Here is a 22345-nt window from a genome sequence, read left to right on the forward strand (position 1 = left end):
GCCACTACAATTGCAAGCAGTTTCTTTGCGCCCCCAAGCGGGCGTCCCTGCCATGACCCAGCCGCTCCATCCCCCATCAGAAAAACTCAACCTATCGACAAAAATTGCCTTTGGGGCGGGCGATATTGGGCCAGCTCTCACGGCAAATGTCTTGGTTTTCTTTCTGTTGTACTTTTTTACCCAAGTGGCGGGTTTACCACCGGGCCTGGCGGGGAGCATCTTGATGATCGGCAAAATTTCCGATGCCATCAATGATCCGATTGTGGGGGTTTTGAGCGATCGCACCCGTCATCCCTGGGGCCGACGCTTGCCCTGGATGCTGGGGGGAATTATTCCCTTTGTCTTTGTCTTTTTTGGGCAGTGGTTGGTTCCCCAATTGAGCGAAATTGATCAAGTGAATGATTGGTTTTTGTTTGGCTACTACATTGTGATGGGGATTTTATTTAATCTGGCCTACACAGCGGTCAATTTGCCCTATGCCGCCCTCACTCCAGAGTTAACCCAGGATTACCACGAACGCACCAGTCTCAATAGTTTTCGGTTTAGTTTTTCCATTGGCTCTAGTATTTTTTCGCTGATTGTGGCGCGGTTAATCTTCCAAGCTTATCCCGATGATCCCCTAAAGCAATACAGTCTCCTGGGGCTAGTTTGTTCAGTGTTTGCGGGCTTGGCGCTGTTGTGGTGTACGTTGCGGCTTCAAGAAAAGGGGCGATCGCCAATCCTAAACCCTCAGCAACGGCAGCGATTGGGTCAAGGGTTATGGGGAATGGCTGGGGTGAGTGGCCTGGTTGGGTTGGGGTTGCTCCAAGGGCCAATTTTATGGCCATTTTTGTTTATTTCTGGGGCGCTATTACTGGCGGTGGCGGGTTGGACATTTGTACGCTCTGTGCCGGAACCCCATTTAGTAGTGCCTTTGGCTGAGCAAACGGATCTTGCGGCCCCGATTCCCTTCCGGGAGCAACTGAAAATTGCCTTTAGTAACAAACCCTTTCTCTTCGTGATTGGGATTTATCTGGCCTCTTGGCTGGCGATTCAATTAACCGCTTCGATCTTGCCCTATTTTGTGATCAACTGGATGGGCTTGCCGGATGCGATGTTTCCCAATGTGGCTCTGGCGGTACAGGGGACAGCCCTGGTGCTTTTATTTGTAGCCAGCGCCCTCAGTCAACGCTTAGGGAAAAAAACGGTGTATTTTGGGGGCGTTTTCCTGTGGATTATTGCCCAGGTGGGGTTATTTTTCCTACAACCGGGACAAATCGGTTTAATGTTTGCCTGTGCAATTTTGGCTGGCTGTGGGGTGTCCGTGAGCTATCTGATCCCCTGGTCGATGGTGCCCGATGTGATTGAGCTAGACGAACTCACCACCGGACAACGGCGGGAAGGCGTTTTTTATGGCTTTATGGTGCTCCTCCAGAAAATAGGTCTGGCTATTAGCTTATTTCTGGTGGGTCAAGCCCTCGCCTGGGCTGGTTTCGTTGAATCGGTTCCGGGTCAAGCGCCCCCGGTGCAACCTGATTCTGCCCTCCTAGCAATCCGCTTGGCGATCGCCCCCTTACCAACCATTACCCTCATTATTGGGCTGGTGCTGGCCTATTTTTATCCCATTACTCAGCAATACCACGAGGAAATTCGTCTCAAGCTTGCTGAACGACGAGTCGATCAAGCCTAGTCTAAATGCTAGTGTGAATAGATTTTCAAATCTCGCACTCTTTTCCATTAGACGAAGCCTCCGACAAAAGTCATTAACTCTGAAACTCAGATAGCAGATAATTAAAAACCTCGCCCGGAGGCGAGGCTCACAAAGAAAATGTGTGAAAAAACAAAGATTTTAGGTGAGATAAACCTGCTTAGAACGTGAAGGTGGTGCGGAGAGTACCAATGAGTGCATCTTCTTCACCATAGGCACCTTCGCCTGGATTACTTAACCAAATTAAACCAGGAGTAATGGAAATCCCATCATTAAGTTGATACTTGTAAAAACCTTCCACTTGAATCGGAGTCTCATCACCATCAAAGGCTACTTGTCCAGACCCATCAAGGTAAGGGGGGACACCCGCAAACAAACCAAGCACATTCCCTTCTTTACCAAGATCAGAGAAAGAGACACCTAAGCCATAGCTGTATACGTCAAGGTCACCACCACTAATAACATTGAGATCGGAATACATGCCATAGGCGGCAATATCAATTTTGTCAGTGAGGGAGAACTTTCCTTGGACACCATAAGTATTTGCTTCGAGATCACCGACACTCAGTCCGTTAGCTGCAAATGTTCCATTTACGGCAGCACCACCACCAAAGTCGAAGATCGCGCCGCTGTCATGGTAACTGTTGACGTATGTTACGCCGAGCTCAGCACGCTCACCGAGGTTAAAAGCAATCTGTGCCAAAGCACCGTATTCACCGTTAAAAAGACCATCACCTTCGGCAGAAGAGCTGGCCTCATCAGCTAAGTAACCCAAGGAAATATCAACAGGGCCAAGAGGCATGTTGATACCAAGACCAGAGCCGCCACCAATGGTATAGATGGGGCTAGACGCTGCAAGTTGAGTTAGAGAACCAGAAGCACCGGTAAAATCTTCTAAACCATTGGCACCAAAAGTGGTACTTGTGTAATCACTGTGGAGACCACCAAAGGCTGCTAGATAAACGTTTGCTCTTCTGAGCGGGAAGTAGTATGCCAACCAGTCGATAACGACATCATTACCATCGGTGTCAAGATTGAAGGTTTGAAAACCCACGCCACCACCGATTTCAGGTGCCAAGCTTACCGAATTACCGGCTGTTAAACGGGTAATCAGAGTGTCTTTACCAGTGAAGCTGGTTTCGAGGGTTAACCGAACGCGATCACTGAAGGTTGTTGCTGTGTCATCTTCATCGACACCGCCATCAGACACCGTATCACCAAAGCTATCTTGGATGGCGAAAACAACTTCACCACTGAGCTTGGTCGTGGTAGAAAACTGGTGATCTTCGAGGAACTCAACACGGCCTTCGAGATCGTCAACACGAGCACCGAGGGTAGCGAGTTCCGCTTCAAATTCGTTGATCAAGCGACGGAGAGCAGCGAGATCTTCGGGGGTTACTTCAGAACCATCACTTTGAATCATCCGCTCGATTTGTTGTAAACAAGCGTTCAGACCAGCCGCAAATTCGTAACGGCTGAGAGGACGACTGCCACGATAGGTGCCATCGGGGTAACCAACGATACAGTTGTAGTTTTCGACTAGGTTACGAAGCGCATCAAAAGCCCAGTCAGAGGGAGAAACATCGCTGAGTTGGAAAACGCTGTTTACCTGAGCAATGTCACCTTGACTGTAGGTGTTGATCTGGTTAAGGAGTTCGCTGTTATTTGCTTGGGCTTGGGCGGTGCCAGCAGTGGCAACGGAGACGCCAACAGCAGCCGAAGCAATGGATAAAGACTTCCAGAGAGATAGAGATGTTTTCATTTTTTCCTCACACGATTAGGCTATTAAACTTGAGAAACTTAATAACTGGTTGCGAGATCTTAGCTCATTTGTTTGAAATTTTCAGATCAGCGATTTCTCGGCAGAAAGCTAAATGTCTGGAACTTTTGACCGAAACTGAAGAATAAGAGGAGTAGGGTCCCATCCACTCCAAAAAATTTACAGAGAGAAGATCGTCTTCCCTTTCCACTAAGCCTTCATCTCAAAAATATAAATCTGTAACGTACTTTCTTTGGAGAAAAATCGTCTTAACCTGAATTAAAGTGATCGCCTCCTTACCGACCCTTGCGCTTATCATTGGCTTAGGACTCGCTTACTTTTATCCCATCACCCAGCAATACCACGAAGAAATTCGTCTCAAACTTGCTGAACGGCGCGTTGATCAAGCCTAGTTGCAGTGGCGATCGCCCCACAAAGTGCATCGGTAAACAGGCGGCACAACTAAGACCGGGCAACACACAAGAATTCCCACTTAACATCAAGAGCCATGACAACCACACTTTTTACCGCCCCCCGCACCCTCTTACAAATGATTGCCACTGGTGCAGTATTTGTGTCCGGATTCTCCGCCAATGCCCTTCCTACCACCGCTTCCCCTTTAACCGTAAGCCCCGCCCAGGATGCAACTGATTTATTCTTTGCAGACTACACCTGGTGCGATGCAAAAATGCTGGGGGAATTCTGGGGAGAAGGCCCCGGTAATGCCAAGGTCAGTGCTGGCAAACTCCTCCAGGATGGTGACTATCAAACCGTTGAAAGCAAATTAACGGCGGCCCGGGACTATTACGGTGGCCAAGGTCTTTGCAACTATACCGACGAAGGCTTTAGCTATGAAGATATGGTTGTCGTTGCCGAATATTGGGATGTGTCTGTGACTGAAGCAAAAACAACCATCGCTGACAAATTGGAATGGGGCTTACCGGGTGTTGCCCATGACATCGTTGAGATGGCCTACGCCGAGCAATCCCACTATGATCCCACCGCGATTGTCGAAACCATTGCCTTTGAGAATTTGAATCGTGATGGCCAAACTCTAGGTTATTTTGTCCAACGGGCCGATGGTCTATGGGTCGAGCTTACTGCTGCCGGGGAAGAAATTTTTTACTTCAATGAAATTGAGCGGGATCCGTTGGTGGTGACCCTCTTCGACGCTTCACGCAATATGGAAATTCATTTGGACTATCATTTCAATCAAATTCAATATCGCTATTCTTCCGATCCGGGTGCGCCCCAGCCCCTCTATGCGATGGGTTTCTAAGCGGCAATCATCTTGGGAGGTGAGCCATCATCTCCCACATTTTTTTGGATAAACATCGACGACAACAGACAAGGGCCGAGGCGCAAAAACTGTGATTACTCTAGATTGGAAAATTGGCTTTGAAATTGAGTTATTGGCACCATCAGGAAGCAGTCGTCAGGATCTAGCAGCGGCGATCGCCGCCGCCCAGGGAGGCCAAGTCCATCGCTTTTTTCATCCCCAATCGGAACCCAGCAAAGTACCGGGCAAACCAGTCTTCCACAATTTAACCCTCGGCTTTGAGATCCGAGATCCCCAGCAACGGATGATCGCCCAATGTGTCGATGATCTAACGTTACAAAAAGACCTGAAGCGCCAGGCCAAACCCCAAGCAGGTTGGTATCGCATTGTCAGTGATGACGAGCGTCTGCTGCGTTTGATTGCCCGTCAGACCGAGGCTAAAGCCCCTTTAGAAACCGTGATGGATCCCATCGGCGATTTGTTTGGCACGGTACCAGAACCGGGGCCAGGGGGGATGCGGCGGGTGAATGATCAAAGCGGGGCATCCGTGGCGATCGCCGCCCCACTACCCGGAGAACGAGAACGCCCCTGTGAACTAATTACAGCGCCCCTGGAGACAGACCACGAGCATCAATTAGAAACCCTATTATCCTTAGCGCGGCACCTAAAATTTACGGCTCCCGTTGAAGGCGCAACTCACCTTCATTTTGAGGCGACGCCCCTCCAGTCAGCCCCGGCGATCGCCAATTTAGTGAATCTGTTGTGGCGCTATGGGGATATTCTCAAAACTCTCATGGGCACGAATCCCCATTGTCGTCGCCTCGGCCCCTGGCCCGAAACTCTTTTTACTACCGTGAACCAGTCGGAGTTTCGACAACTCCCCTGGCCCGCCGTCCAACAGCAACTCCATCGCCTCAAGCTGACAAAATATTGTGATTTTAATTTGGTGAACTGCATCAATGCCCTACCCCACAAAAACACGATTGAGGTGCGGATTCTTCCCGTTTGGCTAGAGACAACGCCAATTCTTCAGGCCGCTTCTTTATTTACCGCCGTTTTACATTTGGCTGCTCAGGGAGAGGCGATCGCCCCAGGCCCCCCAGAAAAATATACCCGTGCGAATGTCCAAGCTCTTTTGCAACAACTGCAACTGGATACAGAGCAAATTGATCTTTGGTTGCAACGGGTGCCCCAAACCAAGGCCCAGAAAAAAGGTTTTCAGTAATTTCAACGATGGAACCCTTAGTTAGATTAAGCGCTATCGCTAGGACGACAAAGGCTGACCGCACTGGGTACAAAAGCGATCGCCTGCGGTAATGGCTTGACCACATTGGCCGCAAAACCGTTTTGGCTTATTATTTGCTGCTGGCGTCGGTTGCTGCTGGGCCGGTTGATTCAGATCATCGATCCGCATCTCCATATTGCCCAGGCGCATTTCCATCGGCTTCATTTTCATTTCCATGTTGCCCATTTTGAGTGGGGGCAGGGGTTCTAAAGATGACATTGGCTCCGGAGATTTCGCCGCCGTTTGCTCTAAAGGCAGCGATTGGGCACCCTGTAAATTGAGGGGTTGTTCACAAAGGGCGATCGCCTGGCCTTGTACAGAAATTTGCGTTGTTTTTGTCGCGCTAAAAACCGTGATCACCGTGATCCCGCCCGCTTGCATCACCGTTGGTTGTGCCGTCCAGGTGCCCGTTAGGTAGCGGTTTGTGCTTTGTTGTTGTTGTCCGGGGCCACTTTGGCTGAGGGTAATAACGGTATGGGAGCCTTGGTTCGCCAAATCAAGCCGTTGCCCAGAACCGAGATAACAAACGTAATTCATGGGGAAACTCCAACAATAATTTGCAAAAATAATGCTCGCGCAGCTTGGAAGATATGCGATGATTAACGTGACAGCAACTGGCTTTTGTCGTCCATATCCTGACAGGTTACGCTCGGCCAACCCAAAATTTTTTCTGTGAATCCCATCAGGTCAAACGAGGTCATCAAGATTGACGTATTGTTTAGGAATCTTAGTTCGCCAGGGTTTTATTCTCGCCGCCGATTCACGCACCAATGCGGGGGTTGATTACGTCTCATCCTATCAAAAGTTATTTGATTTTTCCTGCCCAGGGGAACGGGTGCTTATTCTCTGTACTTCGGGCAATTTATCCATTACCCAAGCCATCACCTATCAACTAGAACAGGAGATTCGCAGTGGTACGCCCCACAATCTCCATACGATTCCTAGTCTTTATGATGCTGCCCGCTACATTGGCAAAAAGACTCGCCAACTGCAACAGGAAGATCGACCTTGGCTCGAAAAGGATCACATTGATTTCCAGTGTAATTTTCTCCTCGCTGGGCAAATTGCCGGGGCACCACCGGAGCTTTTTCTCATCTACAGCCAGGGAAATTGTATTCGCGCGACCCCAGAGACCCCTTATCTACAGATTGGCGAAACGAAGTATGGCAAACCGATCTTGGATCGTACCCTTTCCTATGAGTCTTCTTTAGATGCGATCGCCAAATCAGCCCTCCTCTCCATCGACTCCACAATGCGTTCTAACCTGTCTGTGGGGCCTCCCATCGATATGATTTCCTATGCGGTCAATAGCCTCAAAATCCAGCACCGTTTGCGGTTAGAAGCCCGCGACCCCTACTTACTCAAAATTCGTCGCTATTGGGAAAATGCCCTCAAACAAGCCTCCGAAGCAATGCCAGGGGTGGAATGGAACCGGGACTTTAATCAGCAGGATCAAGATCCCGCAAGCAATGGCACAGATTTTCTTGAGTGACGCAATCGGGAGTATTGTTTGTCATCCCTAATCACGATACAGACGCTAATTCTTTCGTCTGGCCATGCAAACTAGAGACACGTTCAAGATTGCCTTCGATCACATCACAAAGATCGTCTAGGGGCAGATCATTAACATCAAAACCAAAGGGATTTTCTAGCTCCCGGGCGACTTCTTCAACGCCTAGTAACAGGAAGCTAACCACAGCCACAATCGGAATCGCCCACCAGGTCATCTCAGGCACCAAGCGGAACGGTAAACCAAAACAATAAATTAAAATCAAGCGCTTTAAATAGACACGATAGGTAATTGGAATTGGGGTGGTTAAAATTCTTTCGCAACCACTCACATTGTCCGTGAGATTATTCAGCATACCGGTGGTCATATTTAGCTGCGCATCCCCAAAATTTTTCAGCTTGAGTTGCTGATGTAGATAGGTGCGTAACCAAAATTGAATATCAAGGGGGCGATTTTTCGAGTCTTTCAGTTGCGCGACCTGCTCCGGCTCGACCAATGCTTCTAGTCTGTCGTTTACTTGGTCTCCCCGTAGGTGCAACTTGGTGGCGATCGCAAAAGCAAGCAGTAGATTTAAAGCTTGTTTTTTGCCTTGTATTTCTTTTTCTGTTGAGGTCGTAATCCCAATCAAAATTTCCTGGGCAAGGTTACGGATATTCACAACGATTCCTCCCCATGCTTTTCGCCCTTCCCAAAAACGCTCGTAGGATGTGTTGGTGCGAAAAACGATGAGCAAACCCAGAATCAGATTGTAAATAACATTTGTGGTCAAATCTCCCAGTTTCTCAAGATAAATAGGTAAACCCTGGAGGTAGATAAATGTCAATGCCGCAGTCAAAATACAGAAAAAAAGGATGCGCGGCAAAATCATAGACAAGACAGCCCCCTTGACCTGAAAGATAGTACTGAGCCAATCGGGTTTATCCAGTTTGTCAGAGGTAATCATCGGTATCTAAAGTAATTTTTTGTGTGAGTCAACAAATTAAATATTCGGTTTTCAAATCAGCTTTCTAAGTATCATCTCCTGCAGGTAATTGGCTGGGCAAATAATCATTGTATTTATCCTGATTGTAATAATATAAAGTGCGAATAGGATAGGGGATATTAATATCAGCTGCGTCGAATACTTCTTTGATCTTAATAATTGCCAGGGTTTGGACGCGACGAACTTCTTTTTGTTTAGGCATTGTCCAATAGCGGACAATAAAGTCAATGGAACTATCGCCAAAACTGACGAGATCAATTTCGGGGGCAGGCTGTGCTAAAACGCCATCCAAATCACAAATCGTTTGCTGTAATAAATCCTTGGCCATTGGCAGGGGCGTATTGTAATCTACCCCCACACCGAGATCAGTGCGCCGATTAGGATAAGCTGTTTTCACCATTACCGCATCAGTAAACACGCTGGCATTTGGTAACAAGACTTTTTCCCCCTGATAGGTGCGAATGCTCGTTGTGCGGATGCTGATATCTTCAATAATACCTTGGTAATCACTGACTGCAATTTCATCACCGATGCGAAAAGGCTCCTCAACCAGTAGGATAATCCCCGCAAAAAAGTTTTTGACGATATCCTGAAACGCAAAACCAATGGCGATTGAACCCACCCCTAAAGTGGCAACAATATCCCCTAAACTCAGGCCAGGAAAAGCGACTACACAGGCAAATAAAACACCTAAAACCCATGTCCCCACATAAACGCCTTTGTCAGCCAGAATTTGTAGTGAATGATTTTTGATGGTTTTGGCGGTAACTTCTTTGGTTATTTTCTGGAAAATTTCCGAGCAATACCTTGTTAAAAATAGAATAATGATTCCAGTTAGCAAGCCAGGGATTCGTTGAATACCGATACTTAAAATGGCTTGTAGACTGTTAATAATGGTTTCTGTAATTTGGCTCATAAAATGTGTGGCTTCAGTTTGTAGTGAAACTCAATATAATCAGGAGAATAATTCAACAAAAATTTTAGGATTGGCAACAATGCCATCAGTACTGAGAGAAAATAAAAAGTATTCTGCTCAAGCTAACTGAACCGATTTCATGGTGAAAGCTTTCCGTAAAGCTGTCAAGTTAACGGGGTTTGGCATATAGAAATGATTCGCTAATGCCATCCTCTGGCTTAACTGATGATAGACCCTAGAGCATTATTGCGATTGTGATTGTGTTTGGGAAAAAAGCGCATCATCAACCAGACGAATATCGCAGACCAAGCTCGTCTGGGGTCGCCCCAAGGGACTCTGGATATCCCCTGATACAGGGGCCGCCCGTCGGGGATCTCCCGTTGCGGCGACGACAATATGACCGTCTGTGACCGCTAAACCTAAGGTGGGATCAAAGCCACGCCAGCCACCTCCCGGCATATACACTTCTCCCCAGGCATGGAGTTCATGTTGGGTTGTGGTTTCATCGCCCCGTTGGTAGCCACTGATAAACCGCGCCGCTAGACCAGCGATTCGACAGGCCTCAACCCATAACAAGGCAAAATCACGGCAAGTACCTGTCCGCTGGCTGAGGGTGATCCCAGGGAGTTGGGGTGCCCCTTCAAGGCGATGGATATAGCGACAATCTTCATAGATGCGCTGGGTCAGTTGGCTCACAAAGAGGCCGGCATTCCCTTCTACTTGGTGCAAGAGATCCTGGGCTAACTCCACGACGCGGGGATGGGGAGTTGTGAGTTGTCGGTAGGGATAAAGTCTGAGGGCGAGGGAACTGGGGTAGTCCCAGGGACAGGCGATCGCCCAGGGAGCCGCAAGATAATCAAAGGGATTCTGACAGACGACTTCCACCTCTGCCGTTGTGACGAACTTTAGGGACTGTACAGGTTGCGGATCAAACCAGAAGCGATCTGCCACGTTGCCATCTGGATCCAGGAGGCGGGTGTGCTGTCGGGGTAGCGGGTCAACTTCTATGTGAAACTGCCGGAGCCGTTGCTGGCCATCGGTGCGTGGACATAATTTGACACAATGACTGCCCAGTTCTACGGGATGACTATAGGTGTAGAGGGTCGAATGGGTAATCTGATAGCGCACAACACAGGCCTAAAAAAGTAAACAGTTAATTCAAACTCATTCAAACTAAACCGCCAGGGGGACGGCGATGAAATCTTCATAAATATCCTGACCAACGCGATTCAATTTACTCTGAAGATCGTCAAGAAATTCATGGAGGCCCTGGTCAAAAATTTCATCCATCGTCATGTAATCCAACGCAGAACAGAGGCGACCAAGGGAGCGCTCACTAGAGCAACTCCAGCTCCCAACGGGAGTCCCGGCAATGCAATGGAGAGATTTTTGGGCTTCGAGCAACGAAAAACAAATCGACCGGGGAAACTGTGCATCCAAGATCAAAAAAGCAGCCACATTCTCTGGGGTAATCCGATGTTGGCGTTTGCGGTACATCTCGTAGGCACTGGCAGATTTGAGTAGAGCAATCCACTGTAAATTATCTAAAGGACTCCCCACATCCTGCAAGGAAGGCAAGAGGATAAAGTATTTCACATCAAGGATTCGCGCTGTTTTATCTGCCCGCTCCAGGAGACGCCCCAACTGGCCAAAGTGCCAGCCTTCATTGTGGGACATTGTCGCTTCCATAATGCCCGCAAACAGATGACTCCCCATGCGAATGGCGGGATAAAATTGATAGCGCTCCTCTAGGGTCATGGGCTGACTCGCGGCCCGTTGTACTGTGTGATAAAGCTCGTTGAGCTGTTCCCACATTTCAGAAGAAATATTGGCCCGGACAGCATGGGCATTTTCCCGCGCCCGTTTGAGACAGGACACAATTGAACTGGGGTAGTTCTGATCAAAGGTTAAAAATTGCAGGACATTTTCGCTGGTGGCTTCGCCATAGGACTCGCGGAATAGAGCAGAATCTCCTGTGGTGGTGATCAGAGCTTGCCAGTAGTTGGTGGTGGTTGTCGTATCCAACAAGAGGGTTAAATTGACCTCCACAAAGCGAGCGACATTTTCGGCCCGTTCGACATAACGATTGAGCCAATAAATAGAATCAGCAACACGACTCAACATGGTGGATCTTTACTCCTCGAATTTGCTTAGGGATAGGGTGTAGTAGGGAGTTTGCAGTTTGGCGTAATTTTTTTAGGCGGCCTTGGTATTAATCACCCAGGTATCTTTGCTGCCGCCCCCTTGGGATGAGTTGACGACTAGGGAGCCTTGTTTGAGGGCGACACGGGTCAGGCCACCAGGATTAACATAGGTGCGATCGCCACCGTTGAGGATGAAAGGCCGCAGATCCACGTGACAGCCGACAAATGCGCCATCAATTAAGGTTGGCACCCGCGATAAACATAATGTGGGTTGGGCGATATATTTTCTGGGGTTAGCTTTGATATAGCCTTTAAATTGCTCCCGTTCACTGGGACTGGCATGGGGGCCGACCAACATCCCATAGCCCCCGGAGGCATCGGTGGCCTTCACCACAAGCTCGTCTAAATGGTTCAACACATGGGATTGCTGCTGGGGATCTTCACAAAAATAAGTCTCGACATTGGGCAAAATTTGGTCTTCGCCGAGGTAGTAGCGGATCATCTGGGGAACGTAGCCGTAAACCATTTTGTCATCGGCGATCCCTGTTCCTGGCGCGTTGGCGATCGCCACCCGTCCTTGGCGGTAGACTTCCATCAGGCCCGGCACCCCAAGCACCGAATCCGAGCGAAAAACAAACGGATCTAAAAAGTCATCATCAATGCGCCGATAAATCACATCAATCCGTTGCAATCCCTTGGTGGTGCGCATCTGTAAATAGCCATCCACCACGACCAGATCGCGCCCTTCGACCAACTCACAGCCCATTTGCTGGGCGAGGTAAGAATGTTCAAAATAGGCAGAGTTGTAAATGCCTGGTGTCAGCACCACAACGCAGGGATCGGCAATGTGATCGGGGGCCAAATTCATTAACAGATTCAGCAGTTGCCCCGGATAGTCATCGACGGGTTGAATCTTTAGGGTATTAAAAAAGCTCGGAAAAAGACTTTTCATTACCCGACGATTTTCGAGAACGTAGGAAACCCCGGACGGACAGCGGAGGTTATCTTCGAGGACGTACCATTGACCCTGGCGATCGCGCACCAAATCAGTACCCGTAATGTGACACCATTTACCCTTGGGGGGTTTGAGGCCGATGCAAGGTTTTAGGTAGCCCGACGCCGATTCCACCACATGGCGCGGAATCACTTGATCCTTGATAATGCGCTGTTCATTGTAAATATCGTCAAGGAAATGATTTAACGCTTCAATGCGCTGTTGTAAGCCTTTTTCGAGCCAATCCCACTCCGTTTGGGCAATAATCCGGGGAATCACATCAAAGGGAAAAATCCGCTCTGTCCCCTGGTTATCGCTGTAAACATTAAAAGTCACACCCAACTTAAACAGCATATTTTGCGCCGATTTCTGTTGTTGCTCCAGGGTACTGAGGGGGAACTTGCCAATATGCTGAATCAACGCCGCTGCGGCTGGTCGTGGTATCCCCTGCTCCGCAAAAAGCTCATCATAAAAATCTCCGGGGTTGTAACCTTCTAGACTATTTACCATGCCATTACCCTCGAACCTGCTGTGAAGTGGGGCCAAAGATCAAGCTACAGTTCAGGCGATCGCCAAACAGACCACTGCCTTCTGTGCTTAAATCGTCCCAGCTAGCTAGATGTATCAAGCATTGAGCGACTGAAGCTGTAACAAGTCATACAGCTACCAAAGACTTCACAAAAATCAAGCTTCCCAAAAGACACCCTTCTCGCTCGCTTAAACCCTAGTGGAATCTCCTCTGAAGCCAAAACTTTGACCTCTGCAACAAAAAAAGCCGAGGCGAAACCCCGACTTTCTAGTGTTTATTTTTTGCGATCGCCCGACGATTGACCGGAGACAATGCAGGCCATGATCGAAATTCTGGATTATTTGACGATGACCGATTTTAGATCAGCCACCCATGGTTGCTTGGGCAAGGCCGATAAAAAGTGGTATGCCGATGGCGATCGCCACAGGAGTACCGATGGCCGTAGACGAACCGATGTAAGCAGAAGGATTAGCCGACGGAATCCCAGCCCGTAAAGTAGGTGGCCCGGAGATGTCCGAACTAGACGCCGCAATAATTGCTAAGAGGGCAACACCACCAGGACTGAACCCGGTAACATAGTGGGCGATCATGCCGAGACCGAAGGCAATAAATCCATGGAGTAGCGGCGCAATAAACGCATAGACAGCGTACCATTGAGCAACTTTGCGCAGTTCCCCAAGCCTAGACCAAGCTTCCATCCCCATCACCAGCATCAAAATCGAAAGAAAACCACGGAAGAGGGGCTCATAGAAACTTTCAAAGACACTTTCCGGCCGAGTCAACAAACCGAGAGCAAGACCGAGCAACAATGCTGATAGGGCAGAACCCTGGAGACTTTCCTTAACAATGGGCCAAATTTCAACCCGATTAGTCGGCTTATCACGCTTTTGATCCAGATATTCCTGCCTCGTGGTGGGATAAACGGGTTCACCAGAATATTCACCAGCGGCAACGGGTTGTTTGCTGAAACTATCGGCTTCAACCTCGCGTTTTTTGCTTTTATAAACGCTCGCCACCACAATCGCTGTGACAAGGGCGGGAATATCCATAAAAGGATAGAGTGCTGCTGCCCAAGGTTCGTAGAAAACACCTTGCCCTTCCATGACCGTGATCCCAGCCGCAAGGGTCGAGCCACTCACAGCCCCAAACAAACCTGCGGTTGCAATGGCATCGACTGTCCTGATGCCCGGCAGTTTAGCGAGGGTAAAACGCCCAATAAATACAATCAGAATTCCTGTCGCCACAGCAAACAGTGCAGGTAATAGCATATCCGCTAGATTTGCCCCACGGATGGCAATACCGCCGCTCAAACCGACTTTGATGAGCAGCATGAAGACGATGAACTTATACACTGCATCGGGAATGGTGAGTCGACTACCGAAGGCAGCAATGACAATACCACCCATTAAAAAGCCGAGCGTTGGGGACTGCAACTGCGACCCAAATTTCGTCAAAAAATCGGACAAAAAATCCACGAATACCTCCTTCCGCTTCCTCCCATGAAGAGCGGTAATTGTGAGCTTTGAATAGGTAAGGCTGCAGGGCTTTACACCTACAGCGCGGGTACGATGCGAAAATCTGTTATTGGGCTTTTATAGATTTGGCTCTATCAATACCCAATTTTCTATGTGCTTAAGTCTATCCTGAAAATCTCAATTTTTAGCATCAACTTGATACGCAATGTCAAATTTGATTCATAAGTTTTTCTTTTCTATTGCTCTCATTGCTCCTAGTTAAGGTGAATGGTGTTCAAGTAAATGGCGATCGCCTATTGTTTGTGCAACCAAACAATCCTTTGATTTACTTTGCGCTGTCTCGAGTGCCTCCAAGGGGAGAATTCAGTCCACTTGCAAAGCAGGAGATTGTTCAGGTGCAGGACTTTCTAAAGGGGGACTGTAAGGGGCAATGTTCACCCAGATAACAGAAAGCAGTAAACCAACCCCACAACCGATCAAAAACATCCAACCGTGGGAAGGCTCTAAAACGCAAAGTAAGCGGCGGTCACTACCATACACTTGCACTACCCACCCCTCATCTGCATTTAAGGTGGGTTGCGATGGTCTCGCGTCAAATTTTTTCATTGCTTTTTACTCCATGCTGTTTGTATGTATTTCCGAACAATCACATGCCCGTTTAAAACAGAGAACGTAGCCAACGACCACCAATGCAATATCCATGGCGACTTCAAGTTAAATTTTTTAAATAGTTGAGTAAGCTCAATCCATAGAAATAAACCTATGGATTGAGTGAATGCCATGTTTTTTAGTCTATACAATGCCGGGTCAACAAGTGGCCTTTTTTGTCAAAAATCGCCTTAAACTTGCTGAATTCTTTGATAATCTAAGCTTATGAATTGAGTCTAAATCCCTGGATCTGTGTTTGTGAATTGGGTCAAATTACAAAGCCAACATCCGTTAGAAAAATATCTGCTGTGACGAGGGTGATTCTCAAGGGCTGGCTTGTCGTTAGACGATGAATTGGGATTTGACGGGTTCCATTGCAAACAGCGTTAAAACCAGTGATTAAAAGGCGATCGCGGCACTAAAGGGATAAGCGTTTTTTATAAAATGCTTCGATTAATCTAAATCAATCCTTTCCGACAGAGAGTCTCCTTTGGCATAGACTTAAAAATATGGTTTAAGACAAAACCATAGAGTCTTGTCTTTGATTGTCGCAACCCATATTTTTAATAGAAAAGCGACAATTTTTTTCGACTCGCCATACATCACGCGTCAAGAGGAACCCCCCATGACTCAGCAAGCCATTAAGCTCGTCATCGTTACGGAAAAATTATTACTCAAAAAAATCGCCAAAATTATCGATGGTGTTGGAGCAACCGGTTACACGGTGGTGCCCGCCGGCGGTAAAGGGAGCCGCAACGTGCGCTCATCGGGACAGCCCAACGTCTCTGACACTTCCTCGAATGTAAAAATTGAGGTACTGACCGCTAGTCGAGAGATGGCTCTAAAGATTTCGGATGAGGTTGCCGCCCAGTTTTTCGATGACTATTCAGGGATCACTTACATCTGCGACGCGGAGGTACTGTACGCGCACAAATTTTAGGCTGACTTCCCAAGTGCTGAATATTGCAGAAAACCCTGTCAGTCACAGCTAATCGTTCCCTCATCAAACGTCATCACCACAGTCAAGCCCTCTACAGCGACGGATAGCAGCAGTGCTCCACACAACCGTAGGGGGTTTTTTAATGTCAAGGATCAAGTGTGGTGTTTCTTCTTTGATTTTCTTGATCTCATCAGTGTTACGGACATCAAATTTTCTGAGATCATCTTGGGCGAGGAAAGATAATCTAATCGGTAAGTTCGACTACCCTTAAGGGTAAAATAGGGTCAAAAGTCTTTATTTCACGAGCCGCATCTCTAAAAGTTTCGTTTTTTCTAGTGCCGTGCCCCATCCGCAAACCCTTGTTAATCCGTGATTATTCTGACCTTACTTCATCCCATCCAAGCTACTCCGATGCAAAATTGGTCTTTTGAGACCGAAACCACGATCAGTATTGGCCGTTCAACCGATAATGATGTGGTTCTCTACAGTGCAGTCGTTTCTCGCCACCATGTTGAACTGCGATTGGAGGGGGAAGAGTGGTCAGTTGTTAATCTCGGCACCAACGGTACTTATATAGAGGATCAACGGGTCGAGCAATGTGTGGCTAAGGATGGTCTGATTTTCCGTTTGGCAACCTCTGGGCCAAAAATTCTTGTGCGCATCCAAGGGAAACAACTCAGTGAAGGGGAAGCGGCAAGCAAGGAACAACGCTTGAAAAAGTCCTCTAACCCAGATCCGTCCCGGGAAACCTTCGCGCAATTCTAATGCGTAATCTTAAATTTATTCGGTAATATTTGCCGTCGTCGATCCGTCTGGATTCGCTGGCCTGCTGAGGGTGGCGATCGCCGTTTTGGTGAGTTGTTTTAGGGCCTCTAAATCAAGGTCAATTTGGGGAGTATCTGTACTTAACCACAGCAGATATTCCACATTTCCGGCGGGGCCAGTGATCGGCGAATAGGTCAGCCCTTGGGGATGCCAACCGAGTTTTTGGGCGGCTTCTAGTACCGCAAAGATTGCTTGGGCCTGGGCCTGGGGATCGCGAACAACGCCATTTTTTCCTACCTGGGCGCGTCCCACTTCAAATTGGGGTTTAACCAACAGGATCACTTCCTTCGGCTCATCCAGAAGGCTCCAGAGGGTAGGCAAAACCTTCGTCAGGGAAATAAAAGATAAATCCATCACCCCTAGGGTCGGCTTTTTTGTGCCTTCTGGGTAGAGATCGCCTGGGGTCAGATGGCGAAAATTAGTGCGCTCCCGGAGGATGAGCCGTGGATCTTGGCGGATCTTCCAGGCGACTTGGCCGTAACCCACATCAATGCCATAAACCTGTTGGGCACCGGCTTGTAAGAGGCAGTCGGTAAAGCCACCGGTGGAAATTCCGCCATCTAGACAAATGCGATCTTTGACTGTGATTTGAAAGTGGGCGATCGCCTTGGCTAGTTTTTCGCCTCCCCGGGACACAAAGGGCGGTTTCGCCTGAACTTCAATGTCCACATCCGCAGGAACCAAAGTGCCTGGTTTATCCACAATCTGCTGTTTTACTTTGACTTCTCCGGCCCGGATTACCCGTTGGGCCTGTTGCCGAGACTCGCACAGTTTACGCTCCACCAACAGGAGGTCTAATCGTTGTTTGGCCAAAGTTTTTCTTCCCCAATGCCACCGCTGCTGTTTTAGTCTACTGGGTGTCTGGTGCTTTCGGGAATGATTGGGCCAGGGCGACCGGAAACCGTCGAACTCGATACAATACAAAAATTGTCCAGTTTAGCTTTCAAGAAAATCACGAAATCATTATGGCGATCGCAGTGGATTTTGGGACGAGCAATACCCTAGTGACCCGGTGGAATGCCGCCAAAGGAGCCCCAGAAATTCTGCCACTCCAGGGTCTTTCCCAACGCATTTCCCCGAATCCACCGCTGATCCCCAGCCTTTTGTACATCGAAAATGCCGCCGACCAAAAAGTCGTTATCGGTCAAGCCATTGGCGATCGCGGTTTAGATCGCGCCCCCGATCCCCGCTATTTCTGCAACTTTAAACGGGGCATTGGCACCGCAATCCAAGGTTTTTTACCGGAACTAGATGGCGAAAAAATCACCTTCGAGAAGATGGGGGAATATTTCCTCAACGGCATTTTTGCCCAACTCAAAGCCCAGGGTGAACCCCTCGATAGCCTCGTTTTAACCGTGCCAGTCGATAGTTTTGAAGCCTACCGGAGTTGGCTGAGTCGGCTTTGTGAGCAGTTGCCAGAACTTGAAAAAATTCAGCTTTTGGACGAACCCACCGCCGCCGCCTTGGGTTATGGGGCCTTGGCCGAAGATTTAAAAAGAGTTCTCGTGGTGGATTTTGGGGGGGGAACCGTAGACTTTTCCCTTGTGGATCTCAACCTGGCCCAGGGCCAAAGTAAACCGACGGGCTTTATTTTGAAGTGGGGCCGCAAATCCTTTGCCGAAAGCAAAACCCAAAAGGTCAAAACCGCAAAAGTGCTGGCGAAAGCAGGTAAAAATCTCGGTGGTTCCGATTTAGATAATTGGCTTTTTGAACATTTCCAGACCCAACAAAATCTGCCCCAGGATGCCCTGAGTTTACGCTTAGTTGAACGGTTGAAAATTGCCCTGTCCCAAAAGACTAAGGCAACGGAGATTTATTACAACGACCAAACCTTTGAGAGCTATGAGTTAAGCCTGGGTCGGTCGGCCTTTGAGGAGATTTTAGAAAGTCAAGGCTTCCTTGCCCAACTCGATGATTTGCTGGCCCAGGTCTTACAACAGGCCCGCCGTAACGGTGTCGGCAAAGAGGACATCGAAGCGGTACTCCTAGTCGGAGGCACGAGCCAAATTCCTCTAGTGCAAAGCTGGCTAGAGGGCTATTTCCCCCCGGAAAAAATTAAACGAGATAATCCCTTTGGGGCGATCGCCTGGGGGGCGTTGCAGTTGGCCCAGGGATTTGAACTCAAAGATTTTCTCTACCACAGCTACGGTATCCGCTACTGGAATCGCCGCCATAATCGCCACGACTGGCAACCGATTATTAACCAAGGTCAACCCTACCCGATGACGGAACCGCTGGAAATCACTCTAGGGGCATCGATGGATCAACAGCCCAGCATTGAACTAATCGTTGGCGAACTGGGGGAGCAAAGCAGCGGCACGGAGGTTTATTTCGATGGCGATCGCCTCGTGACCCAACAACTGGGAGCCAACCAAACCAACGTTAAACCCCTCAATGACCGGGATGGAGCGCGCACCATTGCCAAACTGGATCCCGTGGGCTATCCCGGTACCGACCGCATTAAGTTGCAATTCCTCGTCGATGGCGATCGCACCTTGCGGGTCACCGTCGAGGATCTACTGCGCAATGTCACCCTCATTGAAAACCAAAAAGTTGCCGAGTTGAGTTAGCTGCCCATCCCCAGGACAGCCCTGCTAAAATCCATAGAAGCCCTTCAATCTCACAAAATCGATGAAAAATCCCCAACTCAAGAAGATGCGTCTCCTGGTCTCGAAATTATACCGACGCGGTTGGACTTTATTTTTTGTCGGTTTAGTGACGGTACAACTGCTCCCCAGTCCGGCGATCGCCCTTACCCCCAAAGATTACAGTGAGTTAGAATTTCCTCCCCTACCAGAAATCACCCTCCCCGATTACGAACGCTACGAACTAGAAAACGGGATGGTGGTCTATCTCATGGAAGATCACACCCTGCCCTTGGTGGGGGGCTCCATGGTGATTCGCACTGGCTCACGCCTGGAACCCGCCGACAAAGTGGGCCTGGGCAGTATTACGGGCACTGTGATGCGCAGTGGGGGCACCCTCAAACATCCCGCTGACACCTTAAATAACATCCTTGAACAACGGGCTGCCAGCATTGAGACCAGCATTGGAGAAGCTTCTGGCAGTGCTTCTTTTAGTGCTCTCAAGGAAGATTTTGCACTCGTCTTTGATCTGTTTGCCGAAGTGCTCCAGCAACCTGCCTTTCCCCAGGACAAACTCGATCTCGCGAAACGACAAACCGCCGGAGGTATTGCCCGCCGTAACGATGAACCCGATGCGATCGCCGCCCGGGAATTTGACAAGCTGATCTACGGTGCCGATAGCCCCTACGCCCGCACCGTCGAATATGCCACCCTCGATAACATTGACCGGGTCGATTTATTTAACTTCTACCGCAGCTATATCCGCCCTGACCAAATGATCCTTGGCATTGTCGGTGACATCGACGTAGAAGCCACCAAAGCAAAAATTGCCGCTAAATTTGGCCCCTGGCGTAACCCCAGTCCCAGTCCTGATCTTGCTCCAACCGCTGTCACCCAACCCGCTCAAAGCGGCGCTTTCCTCGTTGATCAATCCCAACTGACCCAAAGCAGCATCTTGATCGGCCACCAGGGGGGACAACTGAGTAACCCTGATTATCCAGAACTCTCTGTGATGAATGGTGTGATTAATGGCTTTGGGGGGCGGCTTTTTAACGAAATTCGCTCCCGCCAGGGCCTCGCCTATTCTGTATATGGCGTGTGGAGTCCCCGTTATGACTACGATGGTCAATTTATCGCCGGGGGATCGACCCGTACCGAGGCGACGGTGCCCTTTATCACGGCCATGAAAGGGGAAATCAAGCGACTACAAACGGAACTGATTACCCCCGCCGAACTCGCCTATGCCAAGGATTCGATTCTGAATTCCTTTGTCTTTAATTTTGAAGATCCAGGTCAAACCCTGTCTCGCCTCATGCGCTACGAGTACTATGGCTACCCGGAAGATTTTATTTTCCAGTACCAACGGGAAGTGGAAGCAACCACCATTGAAGATGTGCAACGGGTGGCCCAAACCTACCTCAAACCGGAACAACTAACGGTGTTGGTGGTGGGCAATGCCGCCGCCATGGATCCTCCCCTAAGCAGTCTGTTTGAGACGATTAAACCTGTTGACATCACCATCCCTGAGTAGGTGGCGTTGTGGTGCAACTGGTTGAAGAGCGGTCGATACAATTTCAGGTAGATGGGGGATTCTACCGGGCCCACAGCCGCATTGTGCGAGATTTAGGGGTATTAGCGGCGGCAGTCTATCGGCAAAATCAAGGGCAATTGCGGGTTCTAGATGGCCTATCAGCGACGGGGGTGCGATCGCTCCGATACTACCAAGAAGCCCAAGCCGATTGGGTCTGGGCCAATGAAGGAAACCCAGATCTCCTGGAGACATTGACCACGAATTTGCGGCGAATTCCCGCGGCCCAACGGTGCATTAGTGTGCTTTCCCTGCGGCAGCTTTGCTTGGAACGGTCTTTAATGGGCGATCGCTATGAGCTGGTTGATTTTGATGCCTTTGGCTCTGGGTCAGCCTTCGTCCAGGATGCCCTCACCGTGACGACCCTGGGCGGATTGATGTACCTGACTAGCACCGATGGTCGAACCTACAGTGGCCGGGAACCGCAACGAGCCTTGCGACAATATGGGGCCTATGGGAGATCGCATCCCGCCGTCCAGGAACAGGGCCTACGCCTCTTGTTAGGGAGCCTTGCCCAACAGGCAGCCCAGCGAAATTTCGGGATTGAACCAATTTTTTCGTTTTTTTGGGGGGATACTTGCCGGATTATGGCCCGTTTGACCCGCAAACCCATCCTCACGGAGACAAACTACGGCTTCCTCGGCTATTGTCACCACTGCGGCACTTATGGTTTACCCTCTTGGCGCAAACTGTCCCAGGCGACCTGTGCCCATGACGATTTGCCCTTAACCCTCAGTGGCCCGATGTGGTTAGGCAAGCTGCACCACCCGGATTATTTACGGCAAATGTTAGCGATCGCCCAACGCTGGCACTGGCAGGATGTGGTAAAGGTTCTAGAAACGATGGCCTTAGAAAATGATTTACCCCCCTATTTTTTCCCGTTAAAAGAGATTGGTGCCCGGGCCAAAATCGATCTGCCGAAATTAGATTCGCTACTGAACAGTCTCCAGGCGCAAGGTTTCCAAGCCAGTCGCACCCACATTAATCCCCAAGCGCTAAAAACCGATGCGCCAATGGAAAAAATTAAGGCGATCGCCATCCAGTTAGGCGCATCTTAAATTGTCGTTTAACCCTGTAATCTTGAATTCAGTGTCGGGAGGATGTCACCCAAACTTTATTTGTTGTGAAATGTCCAAAAACTATTGTTACTGAGCCCGTTTTTTCTGGAGAAATTCGCTAGGCTAAAGCAGGGGGAACCC

The 22345-nt window shown here is 49.1% G+C and carries 20 protein-coding genes; 10 read left to right on the top strand and 10 right to left on the bottom strand.

Translation table 11 applies throughout. The annotated features are described in order from the left end of the window. Positions 1–52 precede the first annotated feature (52 nt). Positions 53–1669, top strand: a complete 1617-nt coding sequence (locus tag AWQ22_RS02375) for an MFS transporter (protein WP_065711605.1) — start codon at positions 53–55, stop codon at positions 1667–1669. Between the two features lie 178 nt (positions 1670–1847). Here AWQ22_RS02375 and AWQ22_RS02380 read toward each other — a convergent pair whose 3' ends face one another. Then, positions 1848–3449 (bottom strand): iron uptake porin, encoded by a 1602-nt coding sequence (locus AWQ22_RS02380; RefSeq protein WP_065710067.1) that lies wholly within the window; start codon positions 3447–3449, stop codon positions 1848–1850. Between the two features lie 281 nt (positions 3450–3730). Here AWQ22_RS02380 and AWQ22_RS17245 point away from each other — a divergent pair, with 281 nt between their 5' ends. The 3 genes from AWQ22_RS17245 (at position 3731) to AWQ22_RS02390 (ending at position 5950) form a co-directional block, all read left to right on the top strand. Next, complete coding sequence (locus tag AWQ22_RS17245; RefSeq protein ID WP_257784301.1) at positions 3731–3859, top strand: hypothetical protein; 129 nt, start codon at positions 3731–3733, stop codon at positions 3857–3859. 95 nt (positions 3860–3954) lie between these two features. After that, positions 3955–4725: a hypothetical protein gene (locus tag AWQ22_RS02385; protein WP_065710068.1), complete on the top strand. Its 771-nt coding sequence runs from the start codon at positions 3955–3957 to the stop codon at positions 4723–4725. Positions 4726–4816: 91 nt separating this feature from the next. Beyond that, positions 4817–5950, top strand: a complete 1134-nt coding sequence (locus AWQ22_RS02390; protein ID WP_065710069.1) for an amidoligase family protein — start codon at positions 4817–4819, stop codon at positions 5948–5950. Between the two features lie 39 nt (positions 5951–5989). Here AWQ22_RS02390 and AWQ22_RS02395 read toward each other — a convergent pair whose 3' ends face one another. Next, complete coding sequence (locus tag AWQ22_RS02395) at positions 5990–6547, bottom strand: zinc-ribbon domain-containing protein (protein ID WP_065710070.1); 558 nt, start codon at positions 6545–6547, stop codon at positions 5990–5992. 169 nt (positions 6548–6716) lie between these two features. Here AWQ22_RS02395 and AWQ22_RS02400 point away from each other — a divergent pair, with 169 nt between their 5' ends. Next, a complete protein-coding gene (locus tag AWQ22_RS02400; protein WP_030007082.1) occupies positions 6717–7502 on the top strand; it encodes a proteasome-type protease in 786 nt (261 codons plus the stop codon). A gap of 31 nt (positions 7503–7533) precedes the next feature. Here AWQ22_RS02400 and AWQ22_RS02405 read toward each other — a convergent pair whose 3' ends face one another. From AWQ22_RS02405 to AWQ22_RS02435, 7 genes are all read right to left on the bottom strand, one after another. Further along, positions 7534–8463 (bottom strand): bestrophin family protein, encoded by a 930-nt coding sequence (locus AWQ22_RS02405; protein WP_065710071.1) that lies wholly within the window; start codon positions 8461–8463, stop codon positions 7534–7536. Positions 8464–8527: 64 nt separating this feature from the next. Continuing rightward, positions 8528–9418 (bottom strand): mechanosensitive ion channel family protein, encoded by an 891-nt coding sequence (locus tag AWQ22_RS02410; RefSeq protein ID WP_065710072.1) that lies wholly within the window; start codon positions 9416–9418, stop codon positions 8528–8530. Between the two features lie 243 nt (positions 9419–9661). After that, positions 9662–10546: a transglutaminase family protein gene (locus AWQ22_RS02415; protein WP_065710073.1), complete on the bottom strand. Its 885-nt coding sequence runs from the start codon at positions 10544–10546 to the stop codon at positions 9662–9664. Between the two features lie 45 nt (positions 10547–10591). Next, the gene (locus AWQ22_RS02420) at positions 10592–11542 is read right to left on the bottom strand and encodes an alpha-E domain-containing protein (protein ID WP_030007086.1); all 951 of its coding nucleotides are present in this window, start codon (positions 11540–11542) and stop codon (positions 10592–10594) included. A 72-nt stretch (positions 11543–11614) separates the two neighbouring features. Continuing rightward, complete coding sequence (locus tag AWQ22_RS02425; protein WP_065710074.1) at positions 11615–13066, bottom strand: circularly permuted type 2 ATP-grasp protein; 1452 nt, start codon at positions 13064–13066, stop codon at positions 11615–11617. A gap of 381 nt (positions 13067–13447) precedes the next feature. Next, positions 13448–14560 (bottom strand): sodium-dependent bicarbonate transport family permease, encoded by a 1113-nt coding sequence (locus AWQ22_RS02430; RefSeq protein WP_065710075.1) that lies wholly within the window; start codon positions 14558–14560, stop codon positions 13448–13450. A 363-nt stretch (positions 14561–14923) separates the two neighbouring features. Beyond that, a complete protein-coding gene (locus AWQ22_RS02435) occupies positions 14924–15166 on the bottom strand; it encodes a hypothetical protein (protein ID WP_030007089.1) in 243 nt (80 codons plus the stop codon). Between the two features lie 667 nt (positions 15167–15833). On the opposite strand from AWQ22_RS02435, the gene AWQ22_RS02445 reads away from it, so the two are divergent. Together AWQ22_RS02445 and AWQ22_RS02450 are read left to right on the top strand one after the other, a co-directional pair. Then, entirely contained in the window at positions 15834–16148 is a 315-nt protein-coding gene (locus AWQ22_RS02445; protein ID WP_012306104.1) for a P-II family nitrogen regulator, read from the top strand. A 369-nt stretch (positions 16149–16517) separates the two neighbouring features. Beyond that, complete coding sequence (locus AWQ22_RS02450) at positions 16518–16913, top strand: FHA domain-containing protein (RefSeq protein WP_065710077.1); 396 nt, start codon at positions 16518–16520, stop codon at positions 16911–16913. Positions 16914–16928: 15 nt separating this feature from the next. On the opposite strand, the gene AWQ22_RS02455 is transcribed toward AWQ22_RS02450, so the two are convergent. Next, a complete protein-coding gene (locus tag AWQ22_RS02455) occupies positions 16929–17786 on the bottom strand; it encodes a TlyA family RNA methyltransferase (protein WP_065710078.1) in 858 nt (285 codons plus the stop codon). Positions 17787–17938: 152 nt separating this feature from the next. Between AWQ22_RS02455 and AWQ22_RS02460 the strand changes: the two genes are divergently transcribed. The 3 genes from AWQ22_RS02460 to AWQ22_RS02470 all read left to right on the top strand — a co-directional run bounded on the left by AWQ22_RS02460 (position 17939) and on the right by AWQ22_RS02470 (position 22204). Beyond that, positions 17939–19543 carry an Hsp70 family protein gene (locus tag AWQ22_RS02460; RefSeq protein WP_065711606.1) on the top strand — a complete coding sequence of 535 codons (1605 nt, stop codon included), beginning with the start codon at positions 17939–17941 and terminating at the stop codon, positions 19541–19543. 85 nt (positions 19544–19628) lie between these two features. Further along, positions 19629–21089, top strand: a complete 1461-nt coding sequence (locus AWQ22_RS02465) for a pitrilysin family protein (protein ID WP_065711607.1) — start codon at positions 19629–19631, stop codon at positions 21087–21089. Positions 21090–21097: 8 nt separating this feature from the next. Next, positions 21098–22204, top strand: coding sequence for a N2,N2-dimethylguanosine tRNA methyltransferase (locus AWQ22_RS02470; RefSeq protein WP_084448948.1), 1107 nt, complete (start codon positions 21098–21100; stop codon positions 22202–22204). The last annotated feature ends 141 nt before the right edge of the window (positions 22205–22345 follow it).

The sequence above is a fragment of the Picosynechococcus sp. PCC 7117 genome, assembly GCF_001693275.1.
Taxonomy (GTDB): Bacteria; Cyanobacteriota; Cyanobacteriia; order Cyanobacteriales; family MRBY01; genus MRBY01.

Excerpts from the sequence above, each read along its gene's own strand:
- AWQ22_RS02375 (WP_065711605.1), top strand. The coding sequence starts at position 53 with ATGACCCAGCCGCTCCATCCCCCATCAGAAAAACTCAACCTATCGACA.
- AWQ22_RS02380 (WP_065710067.1), bottom strand. The coding sequence starts at position 3,449 with ATGAAAACATCTCTATCTCTCTGGAAGTCTTTATCCATTGCTTCGGCT.
- AWQ22_RS02385 (WP_065710068.1), top strand. The coding sequence starts at position 3,955 with ATGACAACCACACTTTTTACCGCCCCCCGCACCCTCTTACAAATGATT.
- AWQ22_RS02395 (WP_065710070.1), bottom strand. The coding sequence starts at position 6,547 with ATGAATTACGTTTGTTATCTCGGTTCTGGGCAACGGCTTGATTTGGCG.
- AWQ22_RS02405 (WP_065710071.1), bottom strand. The coding sequence starts at position 8,463 with ATGATTACCTCTGACAAACTGGATAAACCCGATTGGCTCAGTACTATC.
- AWQ22_RS02410 (WP_065710072.1), bottom strand. The coding sequence starts at position 9,418 with ATGAGCCAAATTACAGAAACCATTATTAACAGTCTACAAGCCATTTTA.
- AWQ22_RS02420 (WP_030007086.1), bottom strand. The coding sequence starts at position 11,542 with ATGTTGAGTCGTGTTGCTGATTCTATTTATTGGCTCAATCGTTATGTC.
- AWQ22_RS02425 (WP_065710074.1), bottom strand. The coding sequence starts at position 13,066 with ATGGTAAATAGTCTAGAAGGTTACAACCCCGGAGATTTTTATGATGAG.
- AWQ22_RS02435 (WP_030007089.1), bottom strand. The coding sequence starts at position 15,166 with ATGAAAAAATTTGACGCGAGACCATCGCAACCCACCTTAAATGCAGAT.
- AWQ22_RS02445 (WP_012306104.1), top strand. The coding sequence starts at position 15,834 with ATGACTCAGCAAGCCATTAAGCTCGTCATCGTTACGGAAAAATTATTA.
- AWQ22_RS02460 (WP_065711606.1), top strand. The coding sequence starts at position 17,939 with ATGGCGATCGCAGTGGATTTTGGGACGAGCAATACCCTAGTGACCCGG.
- AWQ22_RS02465 (WP_065711607.1), top strand. The coding sequence starts at position 19,629 with ATGCGTCTCCTGGTCTCGAAATTATACCGACGCGGTTGGACTTTATTT.